Below are 14866 nucleotides of genomic sequence, written 5' to 3' on the forward strand. Positions count from 1 at the left end.
GTCATCCCAAGCTTGTCCCGGGATCCAACGCGCCTCACTTCCCGAACCACGAGCCTCTTGTCCAGCGCCTGCCTCCCATCGTCACCCCGGCACCGGTCGGGATAACGATTGGGAAGGGGAGGCCGCATCCCACTTCTCTTCTCTCGATATGGAGTGGACTAGCCCCCCGCCGCTATCGCCCCCATCGTGACGTAATCGAGCTTGCCCGTTCCCAGCACCGGTAGGGCGTCGACCACCCGGATGTCGCGCGGGATCGCCAGCTCGGCGATGCCATTGGCCTTGCCCCAGGTCTGCAAGTCGGCCGCTTTCGCGCCCTTGGCCGTGGTGAACAGCACGAGCTGCTCACCCTTGCGCGGATCGGCCCTCGTCGCGACGGCGTGGTCGGCATCGGGCCACACCGCGCTCGCATAGCCCTCCACCGCCGGCAGCGAGACCATCTCCCCGCCGATCTTGGCGAAGCGTTTGGCGCGGCCGCGGATGGTGATGAAGCCCATTTCATCGATCGTCACGATGTCGCCAGTATCGTGCCAGCCTTCTTCCGGAGGTTGCAGCGCTCCCGGCTGATCGGCCTTCATGTATCCGGCCATGATGTTGGGCCCGCGGATCGACAATTTGCCGCCTTCCCAGATACCCTCGACCGGTTCGACCTTGGCCTCGATCCCCGGCAACAACCGCCCAACGCTGCCCGCCTTGAAGTGCATGGGCGTGTTGACCGCGATCACCGGCGCCGCCTCGGTCGCGCCATAGCCTTCGAAGATGCGCACGCCGAATTTCCCGGCCCACACCTTGCGCGTCTCGTCGCGCACGCGCTCGGCGCCGGCGAAGACGTAGCGGACCGAATAGAAGTCGTAACTGTGGCCCATCCGCGCATAACCGGCCAGGAAGGTGTCGGTGCCGAACAGGATCGTCGCATTGGCGTCATAGGCCAGCGCCGGCACGATCCGGTAATGCAGCGGATTGGGGTAGAGCAATGTCCGGATCCCGCTCAGGATCGGCAGCAAGGTACCGCCGGTCAGCCCGAAGCTGTGGAATACCGGCAAGGCGTTGAGCACGAGGTCGGACGAATTGAAGTCGATCCGCGCCGACAATTGCTGACAGTTGGACAGCAGGTTGCGGTGCGTGAGCACAACGCCTTTGGGCAGCCCTTCCGACCCACTGGTGAACAGGATCACCGCCGCGTCGTCGGGCGAGACGCGATGGCGGCGATGGAGACGACCGGCCCAGCGCGAGGCGATCAGCGCGCGCAGCTTGGCGACCGCGCCGAGGCTCTTCGCCACACCCTCGAGGTAGAGGAAAGTACGACCGTCCGCCTCCAGTCCCGCCACGATCGGCTCGAGCTTGCCCTGCGCGATGAAGGCACGCGCGGTGATGATCGTCTTCACTTCCGCCGCTTGGCACGCCGCCTTCAGGTTGGTGAGCCCGGCAGTGTAATTGAGCATCGCCGGCACGCGCCCGATCCGCTGCAGCGCGAAGAAGGTCGCGACCACCCCGGCGACATTGGGCAGCAGCACGCCGACCGCTTCGCCTTTCCGCGTCAGCGGATCGAACGCGCGGCCAAGCGCCATGCTGCCGACCACCAGCTTCTTGTAAGTCAAAGGCTCGCGCTTGATGTCCTCGACGATCGGCGCGTGGCCGCCGTTCACGTCCTTCGCGTCCAGCAATGCCTGGAACAGCGTGCTGTCGGTCTCCGACGTTGCGAAGATCATATTGCTCATCTCATCATAGAGACGGCGCCCGGCGATCGCGCGACGGGCGCGCGCGGTCATCTCGCCCTTGATCTCGAACCGGCGCGGCGGGAGGACGGTGAGCGTGATCTTGGGAAAGGTCTTGAGCCGGACCTTGCCGCGCAATTTGGAGAAGGTCGAATATTGGGCGCCGTCGATCCTGACGGGAATGATCGGCGCGTCGGCCTTGTCGGCGACCATGCCAGGGCCGTCGAACACCTTCATCAGCGCGCCGGTGACGGTGATCCGCCCCTCGGGGAAGATCACGAGGGTGTTTCCTTCCTTCACCGCCTTGACCATCGCCTTGGTCGACATCGGATTGGTCGGATCGACCGGAAAGGCGCGGAACAGCTTGAGCGCGGGCTTGATCCACCAGCTCGCCACTACCGCGCTGTGCACCGCGAACACCGGCTTGCCCGGCAGGAACACGGCGAGCAGCAGGCCGTCGAGCCAGGAGACGTGGTTGACCACGACGACGGCGCGCTCGCCGGGCCGCGGCATGTTCTCCTTGCCATGGACCTCGACGCGATAGGCGATCTCCAGCAACGTGCGGATCAGCCGTTTGATGACGGTCTCGGGCAGCAGCCAGCAGCTGACGAGCGCGACGATCAGGGTGGAGAAGCCCATCGTCGCGATCACCGCGGAGATGGAGGCATCCAGCAACTGAGCCATGCCGATCACCACCGCCATCACCAGCACGATGACCAGCGAGTTGACGATATTGTTGGCGGCGATGATCCGCGATCGCTCGGCCACCGGACTGTTGGTCTGGAGCAAGGCGTAGAGCGGCACAATGAACATGCCGCCGGCGAAGGCTAGGCCGGCGAGGTCGATCAGGATGCGCCAGCTGCCCGGCGCGGCCACGAAACGGGCGATATCGGCGCCGGGCGCGGTTACGACGAAACCGCGCGTCGCCGGCCACAAGTCGATCATGAATCCTGCCATCAATAGCGCGGCGAGGGGTACGTAGCGTGCCGACACCCTGCCCTTGAGCAGGCGGTTGACCGCCAGCGAGCCGATCGCGATCGAGATCGAAAAGACCAGCAGGAAGAGGGTCACAACAGGTTTGCCCGCGCCGAGGCGGTTCGTGACCAGCGGTGCGAAGTCGTTCAGCAGCACCGCACCGACCGCGAAGAACCAGCTGATCCCCAGGATGCACAGCCAGGCATCGCGCCCATCACGCGCGCTCTTCAATACTTGCCACGTGCTCCTGAACACGTTGCGGTCGACCGGCACCACACCCGGCGGCGGCGGCGCGGGCGGGATGGCCAGGCTGGAGAGGAAGCCGAGTACGGCCATCCCGGTCGCGACCAGCCCGGCTTCCCACGGCGGAATGAAGTTGGGCATCAACTGGCCTGCCAGGATCGCCAGGAACGTGCCCGCCTCGATCATACCGGTACCGCCCATAATTTCGTCGGGGCTGAGATGCTGCGGCAGGATCGAATATTTGACCGGGCCGAAGATGGTCGAATGACAGCCCATCAGGAACAGCACGGTCAGCAGCAGCGGCACCGATTGCAGCGCGAGCCCGGCCAAGCCCATTGCCATGAAGACGATCTCGGCCGCCTTCACGATCCGCATCAATTTGGCTTTATCCCAACCGTCGGCGATCTGCCCGGCTAGCGCCGAGAACAGGAAATAGGGCAGGATGAACAGGCCGGTGGCAAGCGCCGCGAGCGACGCCGCGCCATTCTCGTCGCCCTTGTAGAGCGTGAAGGTGACGAGGAAGAGCATCGCATATTTGAGCGCGTTGTCGTTGAACGCGCCGATGAACTGGACGACGAACATCGGCCCGAAGCGGCGCTTCGCGAGCAGCGAGAAATCAGGTGCGGACATAGTGGATCTCTCCGGAAGGGATCAGGCGGCCGCCGCGGCGGCATGGCGCGATTTCATCTCGCGCAGGAAGCCGTGCAGCACCTCGGTCGACAGACCGTGGAGCATCAGGCGGAAGCCCGCGCGCAGCGTCGAGAACGGCACCAACGGGTGCCGGTTGTTGATCATCGCCAGATGCTTTTCCTCCCCCGTCAGACGCGCGGCATAAAGCCCGATCGTCTCGTCCAATTGTAGCGAATTCGACGCGCGCCAGAAATCGCGATCGCTGAGCAGCATCGCGTAAGCGGGCGTGTAGAGTTCGATGGCGGTTTGCAGGTCGATCACGTTGAGCCAGTTGGTAGGCAGCGGGTCGAGCGCGATCTCCTCCTCGATCGCCGAGAAATCGAGATCGGCGACGCGGCCGATCGCCGTGCCGCGCCGGTCGAGCTCGCGGTTCAGGTCGATCAGGAAATTGTAGATGTTGAGGTCGTGGTGGAGGAACAGATTGTCCTTCACCGCGGCGATCGTGCGCGGCCGCATCGGCGTGAGATCGGGATGATAACCCGGCGTCGCATTGTCCGAAATGAACCGCAGGATCTGCGCGCCGAGATGGAAATGTCTCAGTATAAGCCGGTTGGCGTCGGGCGTCAGGAAATGCCGCATACCGAACGCGATCGAACGGTGGAGCAGTCGTGGAGCGTTGGGCCAGCGCGGGCTGATCGTGTGGATCAGTTGCGCGAAAACGATCATCGTCCGCGCCAGCGGCCGCACCAATGGCAGCAGGAACTGGCGGCTGCGCGATTGCTGGTCGCGGATCAACGCGGCCTTGGCCTCGTCCGCCAGCGGCAGCGAGCGGTCGAGCATCAGCGCCAGCCATGGGTCGGGATCGCGGGGATCGTGGCCCTTCAATTCCCCTCCCTCCCAGGGAGGGGTCAGGGGTGGGTTTTCGTCAGACGGGGCTCGATGCCCCGGCTGGCGACCCTGTTGCGAGCCCCGGTCGCGCGGCTGCGCCGCGCACCCACCCCCTACCCCTCCCTGGGAGGGAGGGGAGTCAGAAGGACTATCAGCCATGGTCGATCTCCTCGAGCTGGAGGCGATAGAGCCGTGCGACGATCCGCGCGTGGCGGACGATCTCGTCCGCAGTCGCGCGATCGGCGATGGCGAGCGCCAGCGCGCGGTCGAACATGTCGAGATGATCCCCATCATTGGCGCCGTGATAGGCCAGGAAGCTTACCGCTTCGTCGCCAAGATCGAGCTGTTCGCGGATCGCCTGCGACCAGGGGCCGGCCAGACGTTCGCCCAGTCCCTCAATGATATACATCGCGCCGAGCAGCCCAACCGGGTCGGGGCGCGAGGCGGCGTGATACATGAACGCCGACAGCGCTTCCGACCCGATGTTCATGCGACCGGCGCGAATGTCGTCCACCTTACCGCCGGCTGCGACGTAATTGTCCTCGATCAGACGATAGTCGCGATGCTCGGCCACCGCATGGCGCACGAACAGCGAGCGCAATTCCTCGTGATCGGGACCCAGGTTCGACGCCGCGCGGCTGATCCAGCGGCTGCCCTCCACCACTTGCTGGCGCAGATTGAACAGCAAGCGGCGATAATCCTCGAGCCGGAGCTTGCCGGCGAGCAGGCGCGCGACCACCGGTACTTGCGCCAGCGCGCTTTCGAACTCGATCCAGGTCTGGGCGAGCCCGCGATGCGCGGCCTCGATCAAGGCACGATTGTCTGTGGTCATTGCGATAGTCGCGTTCATTGCGGATCTCCGTCGACAACGGTCATTGCGGCGTAGGCCATGATGCACTGGCCGCTTTCGGGCACGGCGCAGAGGATGCGCTGGCCGGGCTTGAGCTGGCCCGACCGCATCAGATCGTCGAGCAACAGGAAGATGGCGGCGGCGCCGACATTGCCCTTGTCATAGATGTTGGTGAACCAGCGCTCGTCGGGAATCATGCACCCGGCGCGCTCGGCCAGCCGTGCCATCTCCTCGCGCAGCGAATGTGCGGAGAAATGGCACAGGAACCAGTCGACCGCCCCCGGATCGATACGGCCGGCATCGACCAGCCGCATGAACTCGCCTAGCCAGACCGGCAGCATGCGATAGAGCGCATCGACATCCTGGCGCAGCTGAAACGCGCCTGCCGCGGCGGCATCCGCGGCGCACGCGTGCAAGCTCCATGGCTTGAGCGAGCCGTCGGGCTGGCGCGCGCCGCCGCCGGTCATGCATGGGACGAAGCGATCGGCGAAGGATCGCAATGAGACCCAGTCGATGCGCAGCGACAGGCCGTGCGCGGCCGGGCGATCCTCGATCAGCAGGGCCGCCGCTCCATCGCTCAGCGTCCAGCGCAGGAATTCGGAATCGCCGGGGAGTGTGCCGTCGGGTTTGATCGTCGCGGTGTCGCGATAATGGCCGGGCCGGAAATAGCGGCTCGAGAATTCGGCCCCGACCGCGATCGCGGCGCGATGTTCGCCCGCCGCGACCTGCAGCGCCGCCGCCTTCAATGCCATCATCGAACTCGCGCAGACGCTTTGCAGACTTGCGAGTTCGATCGGCGGCAAGCCGGACTCGGCATGCACGCCGCTGGCCAGACCGGGGACCATCAGGTCGTTCTGCGTCGTCGCGCTGGCCAGGAAGCCGATCGCGGCGGGGTCGATCTCGGCATTCGCGATCAAATCGCGCACGGCGGCGCCGGCGAGCTTGGCCACGGTCCAGTCGCTGCCGCCGTCGGGGCGGATCGCGTAATGGCGCGATCGGATGCCGTTCTGGCGCAGGGTCAGCCGGCCGAACCGTTCGGCCTCGGGCGACAGGCGGCCGATATAATCGGCCATCCGGTCGTTGGTAACGGCCGCGCCGGGAAGGCATTGCGCGGTCGCAGTCACGTAAACGGGTTGCATTCGGACAACTCCATTCGACGCCCGTCGAGTCGGCGGGCGGAACTGACGTGCCATTGAATTGAGCAGTGTTCAATAAAAATATTAGACAGTGCTCAATTTCGTATCTAGGCAAGGCTGATGGGACGGCGGTCGGATCATACGCGGGGCGAACTGGAGCAGCTGATCGTCGGCGCGGGCCACACTTTGCTCGCCGAAGTCGGCTATCAGCGCTTCTCGGCGCGCGAAGTGGCGAAGCGGATCGGCTATTCGGTCGGCACGATTTACAATGTGTTCGAAAGCCTCGACGACCTGATGCTGGCAATCAACGGCCGCACCTTTCTGGTCTGGGCGGAGACGGTTGCGAGATCGCTCGAAAGCGCGGGCGCGGATCGCATCGCGGTGCTGGTCGCATCCTATTTCGATTTCGCGCTGAGCAACCGCAATCTGTGGATGGCGATCTACGATCACCGCCTGCCGGTCGGTGTGCCATTCCCCGAACGCTATGCGCGCCAACGCGGCGTGCTGACCGACATCCTGCGTGGGGAGATCGCCGCCGTGCTGCCCGACGACCGCCGCGACCGCGCCGCGGCGCTCGCGCGATCATTGCTGGCGACGGTGCACGGCCATTGCGTGTTCGCGCTCAACGGCACGTTCGCGCTGCTCGGCGAACAGGACCCGCACGGCGCGGCTTTGGCGCGCGTGCGGGAGACACTGGCGGCGGCGGGAGCGGCAATGCCAAGCGCGCCCGATCCAGCCTGATCGAGCTTACAAAGCCAGCCCGCGAGTCCACTCGATGCCGGTGCAGGGTGCAAACGACTCGCAACAAAAGACTTCCGGGAACGAACTCGACCCCGTCGCGGTTGAAGAAGAAAATCCAGGAGGAACGACATGGCCGAGAAACAGGACGCGATCGCGCTGCTGAAAGCCGATCACCGCAAAGTCGAGGATCTGTTCGAACAATTCGAGAAAGCGAGCGGCGAGGGCCGCAAACAGAAGATCGCGCTCGAGATCTGTCTCGAGCTGACCGTTCATGCCCAGATCGAGGAAGAGATCTTCTATCCGGCCTGCGAGGGCAAGGTTGAGGAAGACCTGCTCAAGGAAGCCTATGTCGAACATGACGGCGCCAAGGTGCTGATCGCCGAGATCGAAGCCGGCGCGCCGAGCGACGACTTCTACGATGCCAAGGTCAAGGTGCTGTCGGAGCAGATCGAGCACCATGTCGAAGAGGAAGAAAAGCGCATGGAGGGCATGTTCAGCCAGGCGCGTCACGCCGGATTGGATATGGATGCGCTCGGCGATCAATTGCGCGCGCGCAAGGAAGAGCTGATCGCCAATTATAAGACGAATGGGCTCACCAAGCCGGAAACCACGACACTGACCGAGGCGACCGTCTGACGGCCGCGCCCGTCCACTCGCCACGTACCGGGCCGGCGCGCCACCATGCTTGATTGCGTAGTGGTGGGCGGCGGTCCGGCAGGGCTGACCGCCGCAATCTATCTGGCGCGCTTTCATCTCGACGTGCGCGTGATCGATGCCGGCAACAGTCGCGCGGCGACGATTCCGATGACGCGGAATCATGCCGGGTTTCCCGACGGCATCGCCGGGGTGGAACTGGTCGACCGCATGCGGATGCAAGCCCGGCGATACGGAGCGGAATTGGTGCGCGCCGAGGTCGACGGGCTGAAGGTAGCTGCCAGCGGTCTTCACGTCTCGGTCGGTGACGAGGTGGTCGCCACGCGGAGCGTTTTGCTGGCAACTGGGGTGGTCAACCGCCGTCCGCCAATGCCCGACGATCTGCATGCAACTGCATTAGCGCTCGGGCTGCTGCGCTATTGCCCGATCTGCGACGGCTATGAAGTCACCGATCGTCGGGTAGCCGTGCTTGGTACCGGCGGCCACGGGACGCGCGAAGCGATATTCCTGCGCGGTTATACGGCCGATGTGACGTTGATCGCGCCAGGCGGACAGCACGACCTTTCGCCCGAACAGCGCGCGCTCCTGGCGAAAAGCGGGATCGCCATGGTCGACGGTCCCGCTGACGCTTTCGCGATCGATGGCGACCAGATCCGATTGCGCACCGTGGAAGGCGACCTGCGCTTCGACAGTCTATACCCGGCGCTGGGTTCGGATATCAATTCGGCGCTAGCCATCGATATAGGCGCCGCGCGATCGGACGAAGGCTGCCTGATCGTCGACGCGCATCAGCGCACCAACATCGCGCGCCTCTATGCGGCGGGAGACGTGGTCAAGGGGCTCGACCAGATCAGCCATGCAATGGGCGAGGGTGGCGTCGCCGCGACCACGATCCGCAACGACCTCGCGAGCGAGCACGCGCTGCTGCGCAACGCCCCGAGCCGATAGCGGCTCACGGCGTGGGAATGCGGCCGCGGCAGATCTTCCACTAATCTCGCGGCGGGTAAGACGGATGGTGCGCACGACTTGCGTCCGCTGCGGCCATCTCGCAAACCGTCGCGATGTTCGATCCTGTTCCGGGCCTGGAGGCGCTGGTCGCCAAATCGGGCGACAATCCCATCGCGCTGGCGACTCTCGCGCGCTTGTTGCGGACGGCCGGGAAACGAGCCGAGGCGCTCGATCTCGCTGACCGCGCCTGGTCGCTCGCGCCGCACGACCCCGAAGTTCGGTCGCTCGCCGGTGACGTGCTCAGCACCGGGGTGCCCGCCTGGCATTTCGGGATCGTGCGCGACCAGCCGCGCAACGACGCCTACGAAGCGGCGCTGAAACGCGCGATCACCCCGGCCAGCCGCGTGCTCGAAATCGGTGCGGGCTCCGGCCTGCTGGCAATGATGGCGGCGCGGGCCGGCGCGGCGCATGTCTATACCTGCGAAATGGAGCCCGCCGTGGCGCTCGCCGCGCGCAAGGTGATCGCACATAACGGGCTGGCCGACCGCGTGACGGTGATCGCCAAACATTCCGGCGATGTGACTGTCGACGATATCGGCGGCCCCGCCGACGTGATGGTGTCGGAGATTGTCAGCAACGACATGGTCACCGAGGACGCGTTGCCGGCGCTCGAGGACGTAATGGCGCGGCTGGTCGGGCCGGGCGCGGCGATCATCCCGGCGGCAGGAGAGGTGAAGGTCGCCCTGGCACTCGACGCGCGGCTGGCGACGCGGCGGATGGGAACGGTGAATGGATTCGACCTGTCGCCGTTCGATCGGCTGGCGACTCCCTATTATCAGGTCCCGGTGGGCAGTCCCGCGCTGTCGCTCGCCAGCGCACCCTCCGGGCTGTTCGCATTCGATTTCCGCACTGGCGGACCCTATTCCTGGCAGCACGGCAAGGCGGAACTCGTCGCGGCCGGCGGGCCGGTCAACGGGATAGTCCAGTGGATATCGCTCAAGATGGACGACCATGGCGATTACGAAAACACGCCCCAGCCGGGGAGGGAATCATGTTGGGCAGCGCTTTTTCATCCACTGCCCGGGGTACTCAATTTGGATGAAGGCAAGAAGGTCAATATCTTCGGGCACCATGACAGGGTCTCTTTGAGAATTTGGGCGGACGCTTCATTGTAGTCTTCTCAATAACGGCATTCTTCGGTAGAAACCGCGCCTGGACAGGAGAATAAGATGAAAGACATCACTTCTAAGGGGGCCGGGGTCCAAGAGGGGGCAGAGGCGACTTCGACGGCCAAGCCGAAATGGGGCAAGCCGGAGATCACCGATTTCAAGCCCATCACCGTGGCACGAGGCATTTCGTATCGTATCGGCGACGGGATCAGCAACCTGACCTGAATATTGCGCGCGAGTGTCGAGTATAGAGTATGATTTCTGCGGATTGCTGATCAGCTCTCCGCTGGACTTGTATGGCCTTCGTCGCTCGTCGATCGCGTCGCCGGCCACCGTTGACGTAACGATCAGCTTGACCTTCGGGGCGATGCCGCCCCCGCAATCGGTCAGGTACGCTTGGCAGGGGCGATTTGGGCTAATCCTCGAAGGCGATGCCGGCACCGGCTGGGTTATTCGTTGTGGCGACGATTTGGCGATCGTCTGCGATGCCGCCGGCACCACGCTCGATTGCCGATATCGCGACTCAGGTGCTATCCCGCTTCTCCGAGAAATTCTGTCACGCCGCGTTCTGCCGCGGCTGACCTCGCTCCATCGCCGCCTACCGATTCACGCGGCAGCGTTGGCGCAGAGCGATGACGCGGTGTTGCTGTTCGGCGCCTCGGGCGCGGGAAAGTCGACGCTGACCGCGGCGATGGCAGCGACGGGCTGGGATATCATGAGCGACGACATGACGGTGCTGACCGGTGTCGAAGATTCACGGGTCTGGCAGAGCGCCCCGGGCGTTTCGCTGTGGGAAGCGTCCCGCGTGGGGCTCGCCCTGCCCGACACGAACTGCCGCGCCATCGAGGGATATGACGGCAAATATTGGTACGCACCGCCGCATCGCGCGCGCCCGGGCACCGTACCGGTCGGAGCGATGGTGTTCCTGTCGTTCGATACGTCGTGCCATGCCATCGAATGGCGCCCGATTTCGGGCCCCACGGCGATGGTGATGGCTGCGTCGCAGATGGTCCGCTTCGATCCCGCCGACAAGGATGAGAACACGCGCATGCTCGATTCGATCGGTCGATTGGTGCGCCGGATTCCCTGTTACACTTTTACCTATCCGCGCATCTATGCCGCGCTTCCGCCGACGATCGAGGCCATTACGGCGATCCAGGACCATGCCAGAGAACAAGCCGAAGCCTACCTATGACCTGTCGCTGAGCGCCAACGACTTCGCGGCCTGGCACGGCCCGCCGCGCCGGTCGCTGCTGATCTGCAGCCATCCGCGCTCGGGCAGCACGCTGTTGGGCGAGGCGATCCATTTCGCCGGCGATCTGGGGTGTCCGCTCGAATATCTCCACCGCGGCTTTCGCCCGGCGCTGGCCGACCGCTGGTCCGCGCCGGATCTAGACTCCTATGTCACAGCGATGCACCGGCGGCGCACGGATCCGTCGGGCGTCCTCTCGATCAAATTGTTCTGGCAGGACGTTGAGGAAATCGCCCATGAGCGAGCGCCGCACCGTTTTCCGCCGCCACGCAGCGTGTCGCCGGATGACGCCGGTGACGCATTATATCGCGATTACCACGCGATGCTGGCCGAAATCCTGCCGGTGCCGACCTTCGTGTTGCTCGAACGGCGCGACGTCGTGCGCCAAGCGGTGTCGGCGCTGATCGCGTCACAGACCGGGCTGTGGCGGTCGATCCCGGGTGTCGGACCCAGAGAGGCGCGCGCGCCGGCCGAATACGATTATGATCGCATTCTCGGCCTGATCTCATTCGGCCAAAGTTCGGCAGACCATTGGGCGCGCTATTTTCGCGCGATCGGTGCCGAGCCGTATCGCATCGCCTATGAAGATCTGGCGCGCGACTATGCCGGAACGGTCGGCGAGCTCCTCGCTGCCCTTGGCAGACCGAACTCCGCGCCGCCGCAACGGATGAAACGGCAATCCGACCGGGTCGGGGAGGCGATGGTGCTGCGGTTCCTGCGCGATCACGCCGCGCGCACGGCCCGTGATTAGCGCGTTTGGTCCTTAGCGACGGCCAACCCATTTTGCGTCAGCAGCCCGACGAACTCGGCCACGTCGCTGCGGCAGGTTTCCTCATCGACGTCGAACCGGTCCATCATCGCACGGGACAGATCCGCCATCGTTATCGGTGTCTCGAGTGCTTCCCAGATGCGCGAACCGACATCGTTGAGCTGGAAGAAGTGCCCACTCTCGATGCTCAGGATCACCATCTCGCCATCGATCTCCGAGGCGACGAGATTGGCGGGACGGCTCAACAAAGTGGTGTCGCCGATCGTTGATGCGTTGTTCATGCCGACTGGTTCCCGGAAAACATTGGCGCTGGCAAGAGGCGTTGATAGACCGGTGAACGGAAACGGATCGCCGCGCGCGGCATTCGCGGCCTGGGCGCGCGCCTTGATGTCTTCGCATCGCTGATGCCGTCAGCTCTATCCTATCGCCCCGACATCGACGGTTGTCGCGCGATCGCGATCCTGTTGGTGATGGGGTATCATCTCGGCCTGCCCTGGCTTTCAGGAGGATTTGTCGGGGTCGATGTCTTCTTCGTGATCTCCGGCTATCTGATCACCTCCCTGCTGCTCGCCGAACAGCGCGATACCGGGCGGATCGATTTTGCCGCCTTTTATGCGCGACGCGCGCGGCGGCTGTTGCCGGCGTTGGTGACGATGATCGCGGTGGTCCTGGTGATCGGCGCGGTGCTGCTGCTGCCGGATCAGCAGCGCCAGCTCGCCCTGTCTGCATTGGCTGCGCTGCTTTTCTCGGCCAATTTCCAACTCCTGCACGTCCATCAGGGCTATTTCGCCGAGCAGAGCTATCTGGTGCCGCTGCTCCACCTCTGGACCTTGTCGGTCGAGGAACAATTCTATCTGCTCTGGCCGGTCGCGCTGGCGATCCTCGCCGCCGTCGCCAGACGTCGCGGTTGGCGATCCCGGCGCCTGATGCTCCTGGCGATAACCGCTGGGACGCTCGCCTCGTTCGCGATCGGCGTGGCATGGGCCGGAAACCTCGGCTTCCTGCTACTGCCGGGCCGTGCGTGGCAGCTCGGGGTCGGGGCGCTGCTTGCCTTCGTTCCGGCGCTGCCGCCGCGCGGCGCGACGGCAGTGCGTCTGGCCGGCCTGGCCGCGATCGCGGTGGCGGGCGCGCTCATAAGCGATAACCTGCCCTATACGTCCTATCATGCCTTGCTGCCGGTTGCGGGGGCGGCCTGTCTGGTCGTGCCCTCGCAGCAGGCTGGGCCGGTCGAACGATGGCTCGGCGCCCGATCGGCGGTCGGGCTCGGGAAGCTGTCCTACGGCTGGTATCTCTGGCATTGGCCGCTCCTCGCGCTCGCGCACCAGGTCTGGGAGGTCGATCTCGCACGGGATGCCGTGATCGCGTTGGCCGCTTTGCTGGTCGCGGCATTGTCCTATCAATGGATCGAGCGGCCGTTTCGCGAAGGGCGATTCTGCTCGGCGACGCCGCGCAAGGCGTTGGCGACCGGCGCGGCGGCGCTGGGGGCGTGCGGCCTGCTGGCCGCGGGAATCTGGGAGGTGGCGGGCGTGCCGGCGGCGCCGGGGTCGATCACCGCGCAATATCTCGCCGCGCGTGGCGGCGCGGCGCGCGGCTTCGCTTTTTGCGGTGCCCCGGAAGTGGAGGAGCGCTGCGTGCGGGGCGCCTCCATGTCCGGCCCCGGTATCCTGCTATGGGGCGATTCGCATGCCGCGCATTTGGCGCTCGGCCTCGAGCGTGCGGCGCGGCCAGCCGGCGCGCATGTCGTGATCCGCACGATGGGGGCGTGCAACGCCGGCGGGCGCGACGGCGAAGCGCAGGCCGGTCCCTCCGCCAGCGCTTGCGCCACCTTTAACGCGTCGGTGCTCTCGGGGGTCGCCGCGCTTAAACGCACGTCGGCGCTCCGTACCGTGCTGCTTGCGGGCGATTGGGGGATGGACGGGCGCGACTGGGAAGCACGGCTGGCCCGCGTCGCGGCAAGCCTCCGCGCCGCGGGGCTCGATATCGTGCTGGCGCAGGACCTGCCGCTGCAGCCGCCCAACTACCTGACCTGCGCGGCGCGACGATCGCCGCGCGATTGCGCTGTCTCGCGAGAGGCCGTCGATACTCAGCTGGCGGCAAACGACGCCGTCCTGCGCCGCATCGCCGCCGCCAATCCCGGCGTGACCGTCTGGACACCGCGCGATGCGCTGTGTCCCGAGCGACGGTGCGTGACGGTGATGGGCGGCAGACTGCTCTTCCGCAACCGCTCGCATCTGACGCTGGACGGCTCGGCCGTGCTCGCGCCGACCCTCGTTCCGATCATCCCGCGACGTTGATCCAGCCGGCGAAGACTCGTCGCACCCGGCCTCCCTCGACCGCGGTGACGCGATGGCGCAATGCCGGGTCGACGCGGAACAGCAGCATCGATCCCGGCGCCAGATAGCCGGCGGTCCAGGTCGGCCCCTCGCCATCCTTGCGGCCGAGCTCAAACCGTCCGCCGGCGAAGGGCGCGTCGCTCAGATGGACGATCAGCGCGAGCCGGCGTGCCGGGTCGTTGCAGTCGTCGTGCCAGCCAAGCACATGGTCGCTCCCCGGCAGCATTTCCGCCAGCACGCCGGAAACGTTGTTCAGCCCGCCGCACCCGCTGACTGCTTCCACCCAGCGCAGGAACGCGTCGCGTTCGAGGATGAAGCGTAGCGCGCGGCCGACCTGATCGGTCGCCTCGATCGTGCGCCAGCCGATCGTACCGACCTGTTCCGTCTCGAATTTCGTCGTCCGGCACAGATTCATGAGGCTGGCGAGCAAGCCGGGGTCGAAAGCGTCGTCGAGCTGCAACGCATGGTGCGCGGCGAACTGTGCGCGGGCATGATCAAGCTGCCCCGCATCGACCGTAGTGGCGACGGCACCCACGCGCACCGCCGCAACGAGCGAGGGCGGCGGC

The 14866-nt window shown here is 65.5% G+C and carries 14 protein-coding genes; 8 read left to right on the forward strand and 6 right to left on the reverse strand.

Annotation, left to right across the window (positions count from 1 at the left end; genetic code table 11):
• Positions 1-158 precede the first annotated feature (158 nt).
• From Q0L25_RS10920 to Q0L25_RS10935, 4 genes are all read right to left on the reverse strand, one after another.
• Positions 159-3560, reverse strand: coding sequence for an acyl-[ACP]--phospholipid O-acyltransferase (locus tag Q0L25_RS10920; RefSeq protein WP_296614151.1), 3402 nt, complete (start codon positions 3558-3560; stop codon positions 159-161).
• Positions 3561-3581: 21 nt separating this feature from the next.
• Positions 3582-4445 (reverse strand): hypothetical protein, encoded by an 864-nt coding sequence (locus tag Q0L25_RS10925; protein ID WP_296614153.1) that lies wholly within the window; start codon positions 4443-4445, stop codon positions 3582-3584.
• 154 nt (positions 4446-4599) lie between these two features.
• On the reverse strand, positions 4600-5298 hold the full coding sequence (locus tag Q0L25_RS10930; protein ID WP_296614155.1) for an iron-containing redox enzyme family protein: 699 nt from the start codon (positions 5296-5298) through the stop codon (positions 4600-4602).
• The gene (locus Q0L25_RS10935) at positions 5295-6437 is read right to left on the reverse strand and encodes a 3-oxoacyl-[acyl-carrier-protein] synthase III C-terminal domain-containing protein (RefSeq protein WP_296614157.1); all 1143 of its coding nucleotides are present in this window, start codon (positions 6435-6437) and stop codon (positions 5295-5297) included. The genes Q0L25_RS10930 and Q0L25_RS10935 overlap by 4 nt, the downstream gene beginning before the upstream one ends.
• Before the next feature lie 117 nt (positions 6438-6554).
• Between Q0L25_RS10935 and Q0L25_RS10940 the strand changes: the two genes are divergently transcribed.
• The 7 genes from Q0L25_RS10940 to Q0L25_RS10970 all read left to right on the forward strand — a co-directional run bounded on the left by Q0L25_RS10940 (position 6555) and on the right by Q0L25_RS10970 (position 11949).
• Positions 6555-7175 carry a TetR/AcrR family transcriptional regulator gene (locus Q0L25_RS10940; RefSeq protein ID WP_296614159.1) on the forward strand — a complete coding sequence of 207 codons (621 nt, stop codon included), beginning with the start codon at positions 6555-6557 and terminating at the stop codon, positions 7173-7175.
• A 129-nt stretch (positions 7176-7304) separates the two neighbouring features.
• Entirely contained in the window at positions 7305-7811 is a 507-nt protein-coding gene (locus tag Q0L25_RS10945) for a hemerythrin domain-containing protein (protein WP_296614161.1), read from the forward strand.
• A 45-nt stretch (positions 7812-7856) separates the two neighbouring features.
• Positions 7857-8777: an NAD(P)/FAD-dependent oxidoreductase gene (locus Q0L25_RS10950; RefSeq protein ID WP_296614162.1), complete on the forward strand. Its 921-nt coding sequence runs from the start codon at positions 7857-7859 to the stop codon at positions 8775-8777.
• A gap of 113 nt (positions 8778-8890) precedes the next feature.
• A complete protein-coding gene (locus Q0L25_RS10955; RefSeq protein WP_296614164.1) occupies positions 8891-9952 on the forward strand; it encodes a 50S ribosomal protein L11 methyltransferase in 1062 nt (353 codons plus the stop codon).
• A 54-nt stretch (positions 9953-10006) separates the two neighbouring features.
• A complete protein-coding gene (locus tag Q0L25_RS10960; protein ID WP_296614166.1) occupies positions 10007-10171 on the forward strand; it encodes a hypothetical protein in 165 nt (54 codons plus the stop codon).
• Between the two features lie 244 nt (positions 10172-10415).
• Positions 10416-11141 carry a hypothetical protein gene (locus Q0L25_RS10965; protein WP_296614167.1) on the forward strand — a complete coding sequence of 242 codons (726 nt, stop codon included), beginning with the start codon at positions 10416-10418 and terminating at the stop codon, positions 11139-11141.
• A complete protein-coding gene (locus tag Q0L25_RS10970) occupies positions 11110-11949 on the forward strand; it encodes a Stf0 family sulfotransferase (protein WP_296614169.1) in 840 nt (279 codons plus the stop codon). Before Q0L25_RS10965 ends, Q0L25_RS10970 begins: the two co-directional genes overlap by 32 nt.
• On the opposite strand, the gene Q0L25_RS10975 is transcribed toward Q0L25_RS10970, so the two are convergent.
• Positions 11946-12248 (reverse strand): PqqD family peptide modification chaperone, encoded by a 303-nt coding sequence (locus tag Q0L25_RS10975; RefSeq protein WP_296614170.1) that lies wholly within the window; start codon positions 12246-12248, stop codon positions 11946-11948. The two genes, Q0L25_RS10970 and Q0L25_RS10975, sit on opposite strands and share 4 nt — an antisense overlap.
• 123 nt (positions 12249-12371) lie before the next feature.
• Here Q0L25_RS10975 and Q0L25_RS10980 point away from each other — a divergent pair, with 123 nt between their 5' ends.
• Positions 12372-14261 (forward strand): acyltransferase family protein, encoded by a 1890-nt coding sequence (locus Q0L25_RS10980; RefSeq protein WP_296614172.1) that lies wholly within the window; start codon positions 12372-12374, stop codon positions 14259-14261.
• Here Q0L25_RS10980 and Q0L25_RS10985 read toward each other — a convergent pair.
• The gene (locus Q0L25_RS10985; RefSeq protein ID WP_296614175.1) at positions 14245-14835 is read right to left on the reverse strand and encodes a 2OG-Fe(II) oxygenase; all 591 of its coding nucleotides are present in this window, start codon (positions 14833-14835) and stop codon (positions 14245-14247) included. The genes Q0L25_RS10980 and Q0L25_RS10985 overlap by 17 nt on opposite strands.
• Between the last annotated feature and the right edge of the window lie 31 nt (positions 14836-14866).

The organism is Sphingomonas sp., assembly GCF_024508665.1.
Classification (GTDB): Bacteria; Pseudomonadota; Alphaproteobacteria; order Sphingomonadales; family Sphingomonadaceae; genus Sphingomonas.